The 10,413-nt window shown below is 70.4% G+C and carries 9 protein-coding genes and 1 pseudogene; 8 read left to right on the forward strand and 2 right to left on the reverse strand.

The genetic code is table 11. The features are described 5' to 3' along the window. Positions 1-516 (forward strand): transposase (locus tag ACFVXJ_RS30890; protein WP_389666748.1); only part of this gene is annotated, 516 nt, incomplete at its 5' end. A gap of 227 nt (positions 517-743) precedes the next feature. Here ACFVXJ_RS30890 and ACFVXJ_RS30895 read toward each other — a convergent pair. Continuing rightward, positions 744-1,724: a hypothetical protein gene (locus ACFVXJ_RS30895; RefSeq protein WP_389666750.1), complete on the reverse strand. Its 981-nt coding sequence runs from the start codon at positions 1,722-1,724 to the stop codon at positions 744-746. Positions 1,725-2,621: 897 nt separating this feature from the next. Here ACFVXJ_RS30895 and ACFVXJ_RS30900 point away from each other — a divergent pair. After that, a complete protein-coding gene (locus ACFVXJ_RS30900) occupies positions 2,622-4,064 on the forward strand; it encodes a tyrosine-type recombinase/integrase (protein ID WP_389666752.1) in 1,443 nt (480 codons plus the stop codon). Between the two features lie 99 nt (positions 4,065-4,163). Here ACFVXJ_RS30900 and ACFVXJ_RS30905 read toward each other — a convergent pair whose 3' ends face one another. After that, positions 4,164-4,865: a hypothetical protein gene (locus ACFVXJ_RS30905; RefSeq protein ID WP_389666753.1), complete on the reverse strand. Its 702-nt coding sequence runs from the start codon at positions 4,863-4,865 to the stop codon at positions 4,164-4,166. A gap of 325 nt (positions 4,866-5,190) precedes the next feature. On the opposite strand from ACFVXJ_RS30905, the gene ACFVXJ_RS30910 reads away from it, so the two are divergent. The 6 genes and pseudogenes from ACFVXJ_RS30910 to ACFVXJ_RS30935 all read left to right on the forward strand — a co-directional run bounded on the left by ACFVXJ_RS30910 (position 5,191) and on the right by ACFVXJ_RS30935 (position 10,317). Further along, on the forward strand, positions 5,191-5,550 hold the full coding sequence (locus ACFVXJ_RS30910) for a hypothetical protein (RefSeq protein WP_389666755.1): 360 nt from the start codon (positions 5,191-5,193) through the stop codon (positions 5,548-5,550). 124 nt (positions 5,551-5,674) lie between these two features. Next, entirely contained in the window at positions 5,675-5,896 is a 222-nt protein-coding gene (locus tag ACFVXJ_RS30915; RefSeq protein ID WP_389666756.1) for a hypothetical protein, read from the forward strand. Then, positions 5,884-6,036: pseudogene (locus tag ACFVXJ_RS30920) on the forward strand (IS5/IS1182 family transposase); the annotation flags it as partial. The gene ACFVXJ_RS30915 and the pseudogene ACFVXJ_RS30920, both read left to right, overlap by 13 nt. Positions 6,037-6,105: 69 nt before the next feature. Next, entirely contained in the window at positions 6,106-6,831 is a 726-nt protein-coding gene (locus ACFVXJ_RS30925; protein ID WP_389666758.1) for a response regulator transcription factor, read from the forward strand. Further along, entirely contained in the window at positions 6,828-8,234 is a 1,407-nt protein-coding gene (locus ACFVXJ_RS30930) for an ATP-binding protein (RefSeq protein ID WP_389666759.1), read from the forward strand. The genes ACFVXJ_RS30925 and ACFVXJ_RS30930 overlap by 4 nt, the downstream gene beginning before the upstream one ends. Positions 8,235-8,319: 85 nt before the next feature. Continuing rightward, positions 8,320-10,317 (forward strand): glycoside hydrolase, encoded by a 1,998-nt coding sequence (locus ACFVXJ_RS30935; RefSeq protein ID WP_389666761.1) that lies wholly within the window; start codon positions 8,320-8,322, stop codon positions 10,315-10,317. Positions 10,318-10,413 lie beyond the last annotated feature (96 nt).

A 10,413-nucleotide genomic window follows, 5' to 3' on the forward strand; every position in this document is an offset into this window, starting at 1 on the left:
GAGGACACCGAGCCGCATCAGCCTGCCTATGGTGGACTCGGTCCCCGCCCGCTGCCCCGTTATCGCACCCGGCCGGTGTCCTTACGCGACCACGTACTGGCCGCCGGACGGCGTCACGGCCGGACCCTGACCTGGCGCAAGGGCTCCAAAGCCGCGATGAGCTCGCACTTCGTGCTCCTGCGGATCCGGCTCGCGGGCCGCCGCCCGAAGCCCGCCGCTGACGGCACGATCCCGCTCACCTGGCTGATCGCGCAGTGGCCCGAGGGCGAGATGGAACCCACGAAGTACTGGATCTCCAACCTGCCCGCGACCATCCCCGCCAAGGACCTGGTCCGGCTCGCGAAGTCGCGATGGCGGATCGAGCACGACTACCGCGAACTGAAAACAGCCCTGGGCCTGGACCACTTCGAGGGCCGCTCGTTCACCGGCTGGCACCGGCACGTCACCCTCGTCACCGCCGCCCACCTCTTCCTCACCGAACAGCGGACCTGCCCAAAAGCCCCTGCCAGGGCCTGACCCTCTACCAGACCCTGGAACTCCTCCAACACCTCATCGCCACCTGGACCGGCACCTGCCCCACCTGCCGACAACCCACCCCAAGACAGCCCCACGACACCAGCTAACAAAGCACTACTAGGGCCCCGCGGCGTGTGCCCGGATCGAACACGCGCGTGCGGCCTGCGGGTAACCGGCCCGCAATCACCCGCAAGAACATGGAGCCCGCGCACGACCCATCCCTGACGTCATGGACAGCAAACCCCAACCACGCTCCAGGGAGGTCCTCGTGAATACTCCCCTCGGTCCGAGCGGCGGCCGTCACGCGTACTTCGGCGGCCGGCCCGCGTACGGAGTACCGTCCGCGGCACTCCTGGACCGCGCCTTGGCCGGCCTCGACCGATTCCTCGCCCGGCAGCCGGGCCACCAGCACGAGGCCGAAGCAGCCGCGCCCGACCGCCCGAAGCGAACAGCACCGGCGCCCCGCACCCGGCCGGCGGCCGCCACGCCGTCGGACACCCGCAGCAGCCAAGAGAGGATCCATGTGATGGCCGACAACAACGAAAGCACCAGTAGAAGCGGTAGCGGGGGCAGCAGCGGCAGCGGCGGAGGCAGTCACGGCGGGGGCTCCGCGCCGATCTCGACCCCGCCTCCGCCGCCCCCCTCCAACCCCGACACCAGCACACCCTCCGGCGGCGGCAAGCACCGATAACCGCCGATGACCACCACCGCACACCAGGCGCGCCCCAGCCGAGATCGTTGAGCCGATTGGTGAGCTTGAGGGTGTTTTCGGCACCCATCCCGTTGAGGAAGGTCTGGTTGAACTCGGTGCTCTTGGCGTTGTCGCGGAAGGAGCGGTCCAGCTCCGCGTAGTCGGCTGCCGATACCTTGTCGCCGCTGTTGATGCGGGTGGCGATGTCTTCGGCGTTGCGGGCCTCGTAGACCTCGATGTCGCCCTGCGCACCGGCGTTGAAGCCGTTGTACGTTTCGTCGTTGCCCTTGCCGAAAGCGTCCTTGTTGCTGTCGACGACGACCGCCTCAAGGGCGATCTTCACACCATGGTCGGCGTCGGAGACGGCCTTCACACAGTCGTTGATGTGCTGCTGCCACTTGTTGACCGCCTCACGAATGGTGGTCTGTCCGTCGGGATCGTTGTGGTAGGTCCTGCGTTCCGTGGGAGTCAGCCTGGCGTAGTCGAACGCGACGTTGCCCTGCTCCGAGACGGTCATGCCCGCCTTGATCGCGTCTTCGCGCGCGGACTCGACGCGCTTCTTCAGGTCGGTGAACTGGGTGTGGTCATCGCGCAGCAGGCTCGCGACCGCCTTGGCCTGGATCTGCGCGGCGGAGTCCCGGATCTATACCCGGGTCTCCGATCCGGCCGTCGTGGCCGAGTACAACCGTGCCCTCGGCGGGCACCGCTCGGAGCTTGCGGCCCGGTGCCTGGGGAGGCGAAGTGAGGGCCCGGACCGTCTCCACGGCGGCCATGCTGGCCAGCCCCGGATCCATTCCGCAGCAGCGCCGCAGCCGACGGCACTGCCCCGAGGAGGAGTGGCACGCCTACGTCCACGACCAGGACGGCAACCGCCAGTACCAGTTGATGAAGCTGAGGTTCCGCCGACAGCTCGTCGAGCGCTGGCCCAAGCTGTCTGGCTGGTTCGCCGACCCGCTGGTCGAGCGGGTCGGCCGCTTGAACGGCGAGCCGTACCACCGCCCGTCCTACCCGGTGTCCTTCCGGGCCCGCACCTACCTGATCTACCTCGGACTGCGTGGCTACACGACGTTCGACTACCCGTGGCTGTTCGCCCCCGGGCAGCTCGCCATCATCGAGCCGGCCGCCGCGCTGGGCATCGACCTCGGTGCCAAGCAGCTCGTCGAGGATGCGATCAGCCTGGGCTTCAACCCGAACTCGGCTCGTCAGGCGATGCACTGGTCGGTCAGTCGCATCGCCCTGCACACCGGTCTCTTCGACGTCACCGCGATTACCGAGGATCACATCGCTGAGGCACTGCAGGCGATCCGGTTCTTCGCGGACCATCCGGACCTGGAGCGGTTCTACCCGTCCCGGCAACGCTACCTGGAGGGCGCCGCAAAGAACTGGATCACCCACCTCCACCATCTGCAGGTTCGTGCTCTACCACCGCGGCCAGGTCGCGACGGAGCCCCGCAAGCTGATGCCGTCCTGGAAGCCGCCGCTGGTACTGCCCCCGCGAATGCAGGCCGTCGCGGAGAGGTGGCTCGCCGCCCGGCGGCTGACCGATCGGCCGTCGACCGTGGACAAGCTGGAACTCGCAATCCGCCGCTTCGGGGACTGGCTCGGCGAACACCATCCCGATATCGACTCGTTCTCCGACGTGACCCGCGATCACTGCCTGGACTGGCTCCAGCACATCGCCGAGACGCCGACCGAGCAGACCGGCAAGCCCCTCGGCGTTGTCTCCCGGATCCAGCGGACTTCCGGTCTGGGCCAGTTCTTCCGGGACACCGCCGCCTGGCAGTGGGACGGTGTCCCCGGCCACAGTCTCATCGGCCCCGGTGACTCGCCGAAGCCACCGATCAAGGTCCCGCGCTTCATCCCCGACGACGAGCTGGACCGATTGATGCCGGTGGTCGAGCAGATCGCGTGTCCCTTCCAACGGGCCGCCCTGCTGGTCGCCCGCTGGTCCGGCGCCCGCCGGGACGAGATCCACCGCCTACCTATCGACTGCCTCGACCGCTACCCCGACGGCACCGCTCGACTGCGGCTGCCCGCCCGAAAGACCTACAAGGAACGGGTCGTCCCCCTGCACGCAGACGCCGCCACCGCCCTGCAGAAGGTCATCGCCCTGCGCAAGAACGGACCAGAGCGGCCCTTCACCGACGAGCTGACCGGGCAGCCGGTCCGCTACCTGTTCATGCAGCACGGCAAGCTGCTGTCGACCTTCTACTTGTTCGACTCCCCGATCCAGGCGGCCTGCAAGGCCGTCGGCCTGGTCCAACCCGGCGGACGTGGCGGTGCTGGCCGCGGCACCGTCACCGCCCACCGGTTCCGGCACACCGTCGGAACCCAGCTTGCTGAGCGCGGAGCCAAACTCCACACGATCATGAAGGTCCTCGGGCACTCCAGCGTGTCCATGGCCCTCGTCTATGCGCAGATCAGCGACCAGGAAGTCCTGCGCGACTACAAGGCAGTCCTGGAACCGGGTGCCAGCATCGCCGGCCCCGCCGCCGAGGAGCTGAAGTCCGGCGCTCTCCCCGAAGCGGCTGTCGACTGGCTGAAGACGAACTTCTTCAAGACTGAGTTCGAACTCGGCCACTGCCTGCGGCTTCCTGCCGAAGGCCCCTGCGAGTGCGACCTCTACCTGACCTGCGCGAAGTTCGTGACCACACCCGCCTACGCGCCACGGCTTCGGGCAAGACGCAAGGTCGAGCACGCTCTTGCCGCCGACGCCGCCAACCATGGCTGGGCCCGCGAGGTCGAACGCCACCAATGCACCGCCGGCCGCATCGAGAAGCTACTGACCGACCTCGGCCAGCCCCTCGAAGACCCCGCCGACGCCCTGGAGGCATCCCACCCAGACCCGCCCGTATGAACTCCGACACGGCCAGCCTCGGCACGCTGGCCGCCAATGCTCATCCCCGCGTCGGGCTAACCGACTGAGCCGCGTCCTCGGCCAGATCATGATCTCTCATCAGTTGTGCAGGAGGTTGAGTTCTTCGGTGACCCGCTTCCACCCCAAAGCGTCCGCTTCGGCGCGAACTCGCAGATCAGCCGCCAGACGGGACAGCTCGGTACCGCCAGCCGCCTGGACCAGCATGAGATCCTCTCGCTGGCGCCGCACCTCAACGCCCGGCCCGGCCAGCCCAGGATCGTGCTGACTTGCGGCGATCGCAGTGATCTGCAGGCAGCGAAGAGCGCCGTCCCACGATCCCCCAGTCCATGGGGCAACGGCTTCGGACACTGCCGTCATGGCGTCGAGATGCATCATCACGGCGCCTTCCGGCTCGGCCTCCTCCAGAAACTCATCGAGGTCAGGGGCTCCATCGTCGGGGTCCTCATCGTCTTCGGTATCGATCTCCTCTGCGAGCGGCTCATACGAGTGGAACAACTCGGTCAGCGAGAGAGTCAAATAGTCCCCAGAATGGTCGGCCAGCTGGCCAGCCAACTCCCGGATCCGAGCCGATGATGATCCTTCCCCGGCCAAGGCGGTGGCCCAGCATTCTCCGAGTAGATCCCTGACGACTTCCATTCCCGAGCTGCCATGGCGGCCGAAGCGCTCATCACCGAGGCAGCCGGAGATTCGCTCGGCTGAAGCAAGGCCCACCAGGGCTGCCGCCCGAGGATCGAGGGCCCCAAGCGATGCCCGCCACTGCTGAAAATCCCAGTTGTCCATACCCATCCCCGCCTCGACCCGTTCGCGACATCCTGCCAGCAGCGGCTCGTCCGGCAGGTCCGGGGTTCAGACGGCTGATGTTGGGCGGGGTGTCGGGACGGCCCGGGACGTGCTGTGGGTGTCGCTACGGTGGCGGGATCATCGGCAGGTCGGGAGGCTCGGGTGCGGGTTCGTCGGTCGGGGTTACGGGCGGTCGGTGGGCTGTTGGGCCTGGCTCTGGTGCTGGCGGGCTGCGGGACCTCGGAGACGGACGCGAAACCGGCTGTGGGGCCGTCTGCGGCGCCCTGCGTCGTCGACTGCGCCCGATCCTCAGGCGGGGGAGTGGGTGATTGTCCTGTTCGCGTACAGGGCGATGTCGGCGGCGGAGGAGCGCTCGTACGCGGCGGCGAAGCCGAACCCGGAACTGGCGCGGTACGCCAGGAACAAGGCGCTGGTGGACATCCAGGCCACCGTGTTCTGGCACCATCAGGACGGCACGACGATGCGCGGCACGGTCAAGCGCACGCCGGTGGTCTCGACTCTCGACACCGCCTGGGGCCCGCTGCGGGCGACCGTGACGGACTGCACCGACACCGGCGACTACAACAAGATCAAGACCGACGGGTCCCAGGTGCCGTACGAGGGCTCGCGGCGGCACGTGGTGACCTCGACCGCCCAGCGCACCCGTACGGGGCGCCCTGGCTGATCTACACGTCCACGATCGAGCGGGAGCGCACGTGTTGAGCCGACCCCGCATCGAGGCGGCTGGCCTCGCCGCCGGGGCCGCCAATCGATTAGCGGACCGCGAACGGGCCTGAACGTCCAGGCCGGTGGCAACGGTGGCTGTGGTGGCGGCGGTGTCCGCGCCCGCCGCCTCGGCGGCGCCCACCTACAAGTGCGCGAGCAGTACGAAGACCATTGATGGCGCCGGGTATGACGGGCCCTGGCCGGACAACTGGGACGTCACGGTGATGACGTGTGCGGCGCGGTCCGGGGGCACGGTCTACGCCTATGCCGAGGTGCGGTGGGAGGGCCCCAGCACCGGTGGGTGATCGAACGGACCATGTTCTGGCTGATCGGCTGCCGCCGGTTCAACCACCGCTGTGAACGCCATCCTCGCAACTTTCTGGCCTTCCTCGGTCTCGCCGCAGCCATCTGCTGCTACAAGCGGCTGATCAGCCTCACCACATAGGACACGGTCTTAAAGAGCGGGCTCTGCCAGGGTGGAGGCACGACACGCACCCGTCCGAAAGGCCCGCCGATGCCACGACCCGCCTCCTCCCCTGCCGCCCGGCCCACCGCATTGCTCGTCGTGGAGGACGACCCCGAGGTCAGGGCCGCCGTCGTGGACGCGCTGACCATCGAGGGGTACGGGGTGCGGGAGGCGGCGGACGGGCTGGCCGGTCTCAGCGCGGTGGCCGCCGAGCCGCCCGACGCCATCGTGCTGGATTTGGCCATGCCGGTGCTGGACGGGCTCGCCTTCTGCCGCGAGCTGCGCGGGCTCGGGGACCGTACCCCGATCCTCGTCCTCACCGCCCGCGACGCCGTCAGCGACCGGGTGGCCGGGCTGGACGCGGGCGCCGACGACTACCTGGTCAAGCCCTTCGCCCTGGACGAGCTGCTGGCCAGGCTACGGGCGCTGCTGCGCCGGGCCACGCCCGCCCTCGGCGCGGACGAGCCCGCCGTAGGCGCGCTGTCCTTCGCCGACCTGACCGTCGATCCGGCGACCCGCACCGGTGTCCGCGGCGGCCGGCGGCTGGAGTTCACCCGCACCGAGTTCGCGCTCCTGGAGCTGTTCCTAAGCCATCCCCACCAGGTGCTGCCGCGTGAGCTCATCATGGAGCGGGTGTGGGGCGCCGACTTCGGGCCCGAGTCCAACTCGCTGGCGGTATATGTCGGTTACCTACGTCGCAAGCTGGAGGCCGGTGGCGCCCTGCGGCTCGTCCACACCGTGCACGGCGTCGGCTACGAACTGGCGGCACGATGACCGGGCGCCAGGCCATCGCGCCGCTACTCCGCCGCCTGGGAGTGCCCCGCCGCGCTCCCCTGCGCACCCGGCTCGCCGTGATCACCTCGGCGGCCGTCGCCCTGGTCGCGCTCGGGGTGTGTGCCGCCGCGTACGTCGTCATCCGCCACGAGTTGGTGCGCCAGCTCGACCTCCAGCTCACCCAGCAGGCGAACCTGATCGCCCAGGAGAAGCGCGACCAGCCCGCCGGGCCGCTGTACGGCGAGTGCGTCTGGCTGTCCGCCCCGGCCTGCGCGCAGATTGTCACCCCGGGCACCGGGGACCGCGCCGGGAAGGGCGAGGAGCTGGTCCTGCCGGTCACCGGCGCCACCCGCGCGGTAGCCGAGGGCTCCCGACCGGCGTACCACAGCGGCATCACCCTGCGCGGCCACCGGATGCGGATGCTCACCACCCCGCTGCGCGGCCACCGCGCGCTCCAGCTCGCGATCCGCTCCGACACCGCCGACCAGGGCGTCGAGCAGGCGGGCCGGCTGCTGGCCGCGGTCGGTGGCGCCGGGGTGCTGCTCGCCGCGGGCTTGGGCTATCTGGCGTCCCGTACGGTGCTGGCGCCCGTCACCCGGCTGACCGCCACCGCGGAACGGATCACCGCCACCCGCGATCCCGCCCACCGCATCGAGCTCTCGGCGGCTGAACGGCGACGCCCCGACGAGATCACCCGGCTGGCGGACAGCTTCAACACGATGCTCGGCGAGCTGGAGCAGTCCGTCGCCGCCCAGCGCCGGCTGGTCGCCGATGCCTCCCACGAACTGCGCACCCCGCTGACGGCGCTGCGCACCAACGCCGAGCTGCTCGCCCGCGCCGACCGGCTCTCCGACAGCGCGCGTGACCGGGCTGCGGCCGCGCTCGGCCGCCAGCTGCGCGAGGTGACGGGGCTGGTCAACGATCTGATCGAGCTGGCGCGCGACGAGGAGCCGCAGCCGCTGGTGGAGCCGGTGCGGCTGGACCGGCTCGTGGCGCACGGCGTGGAGCAGGCGCGCGGCCACTGGCCCGGTACCCCGTTCACTGCGGAGATGGCGCCGTGCACGGTGCACGGCGTTCCGGCCCGGCTCGCCCGGCTGCTGTCCAACCTGCTCGACAACGCGGCGAAGTTCAGCCCACCGGGCTCCCCGGTGGAGCTCCGGCTCACGGCCGCGGAGGACGCCACCGTGCTCACCGTCCGCGACCACGGTCCCGGTGTCGCCGCCGAGGACCTCCCCCATGTCTTCGACCGCTTCTACCGGTCGCGCCAGGCGCGCGCCCTGCCGGGCTCCGGCCTCGGCCTGGCCATGGCCCGCCAGATCGCCCGCGCCCACGGGGCGGAGCTCACCGCCGAGCGCCCGGAGGGCGACGGGGCCTGCTTCCGGCTGCGGTTCCCCCTCTCCTGACCGAACCAGTCGCCCACGGACGTCAACTTCCGCTCGTGGCGGCTCTCTTAGAACTCCTCTTATCTCAGCCCCGTATCAACTTCTCATGCGAAAAATCAGCTCTCGCCACACCACCCGCGCCGCCGCCGCGGCCCTGCTCGCCTCCCTGGCCTGCGTCGCGCTCGTCTCCCCCTCCGACGCGACCGTGCCGGCGGCGTCCCGGCAGGCGGCCGGCGTCGTGCGCGGCCACTTCGTCGACATCCCCGTGAACGGGGGCACGGCCACCGTCGACACCACCTCGCTGCGGGTCACGGCCCGCACCGCCCACGGGGCGGTGGAGCTGTCCGCGCCCGCCGCGACCGCTGTCGGGGCTCCCGGGCCCGTGCGGAGGACGGCGGACGGGCTCCGCTGGAGCTATCCGGGCAGCGGGCTGTCCGTCACCGCGCGCGCCGCAAGCGGGCGGCTCGTCGTCTCGGTCGACTCCAGCGGCCCCGCCGACCTGACCCTGTCCTGGCCCGTCACCGGAGGCGACCGCGCCGCCTCCGCCCTCCAGCTGCCACGCGGCGAGGGGCTCTCCGTCCCCGTGGCCGACCGCTTCTGGAACTCCACCGAGGCCGAGCTGGCCGGCAGCGACCTCCCCATGGAGTCGGCCCTGTCGCTGCCGCTGTGGGGCTACACCCTCGGTCGACAGGGCGTCAGCTATCTCGTTCCCACCGACATCGGCACCACCTTGCGCCCCACCTCCGAGCGGGGTCGGCTGCGCGCCACCGCCAGCCACCGCTTCTCGCGGGCCGAGGGCACCACCGGCTACACGGTGGCCTTCTCCCTGACCGACGGCTCCCCGGTTGCCCCCGCCGCCGACTATCGTGCCTGGCTCGCCGAGCACGGACAGCTCTCCAGCCTGCGCAAGAAGATCGAAGCCAACCCGGCCACGGGGAAGCTCCTGGGCGCCTTCCACGCCTATCTGTGGGGCGACGCCCGCACGGCGGAGGGCGTCCGGCGGCTGCGTGCGCTCGGCGTGGACCGCATGTGGCTCGGCTATGACGCCGACGACCGGCCGATGGACGCCGCCGCCGTCACCGCGGCCAAGGACGCCGGCTACTTGGTCGGCCCGTACGACACGTTCGCCAATGGCCAGGAACCGAAAACCTCGGACGCCACCACCTCCGTCTGGCCGGACCGTGTCTACCCGGACTTCTGCGTGCAGGGCCCCGACGGCAAGCCGGTCCCCGGCTTCCACGACCGGGGGTGCTACCTCAGCTCCGAGGCGTTCGAGAAGGCCGAACCCACCCGCCACTACCTCGCCGACCGCACCCGGGCGATGACCGCCAACGGCGCCGACAGCTACTTCCTCGATGTCGACGCGGCCGGCGAGCTGTTCCGCGACCACCACCCCGCCCACCCCATGGACAAGGGGCGCGACCGCGCCAACCGGCTCGCCCGCATGAAGCGGCTGGCCGACGGCGACCGGCTGGTGCTCGGATCGGAGTCCGCCGGGGCGTGGGCCAACCAGGTGCTCGCCTTCGACCACGGCTCCGGCACCCCCGTGGCCGACGGGCTCTGGGCGGCCCAGAAGGACAGGGTGAAGTGGGGCGGCTACGCCCCCGCCAAGGCACCCGCGATCTTCTTCAAGCCCGCCGAGCTTCCCGAGGCCGTGGCCAAGGCGATGTACGACCCGGCCTACCGCGTCCCGCTGTACGAGACGGCCCTGCATGACTCTCTGGTCAACACCGAGCGCTGGGAGCTGGCGTACGACAAGCTGCCGAAGCAGAAGACCACCCGCGCCCTGCTGGCGATGCTCTACAACACCCCGCTCAACTTCGTCCTCGACGGGGCGTCTCTTGAGGAGCGCGGCGGCGAGCTGGCCGCCCTCCAGAAGTACTTCGCGCCCCTGCACAAGGCGGCTGGCACGGAGCCCATGACCGGCTTCCGGACGCTGACCGCGGACCACTCCGTCCAGCGCACCGTCTTCGGCGACGGCGCCCTCACCGTCACCGCCAACTTCGGCACCGGGGCCCACGACGGCTTGCCCGGCGGCTGCGTGGACGCTGCGCTCAAAGGCGACGACGAGCCGCGCCGGCTGTGCCCCGGCGGAGAGGGCTAGTTAAGACCGTGTCCTATGTGGTGGGGCATCGTTGGCCTTGCTATGGGGCGGGGTACGTGGAGTTGGATTGTTCCGGACGGGTTGTGGGAGATCGCG

The organism is Streptomyces sp. NPDC058279 (assembly GCF_042881255.1).
Taxonomy (GTDB): Bacteria; Actinomycetota; Actinomycetes; order Streptomycetales; family Streptomycetaceae; genus Streptomyces.

Coding starts and splice junctions, on each gene's coding strand:
- ACFVXJ_RS30895 (WP_389666750.1), bottom strand. CDS start 1,724: ATGACCGTCTCGGAGCAGGGCAACGTCGCGTTCGACTACGCCAGGCTG.
- ACFVXJ_RS30905 (WP_389666753.1), bottom strand. CDS start 4,865: ATGGACAACTGGGATTTTCAGCAGTGGCGGGCATCGCTTGGGGCCCTC.
- ACFVXJ_RS30925 (WP_389666758.1), top strand. CDS start 6,106: ATGCCACGACCCGCCTCCTCCCCTGCCGCCCGGCCCACCGCATTGCTC.
- ACFVXJ_RS30930 (WP_389666759.1), top strand. CDS start 6,828: ATGACCGGGCGCCAGGCCATCGCGCCGCTACTCCGCCGCCTGGGAGTG.
- ACFVXJ_RS30935 (WP_389666761.1), top strand. CDS start 8,320: ATGCGAAAAATCAGCTCTCGCCACACCACCCGCGCCGCCGCCGCGGCC.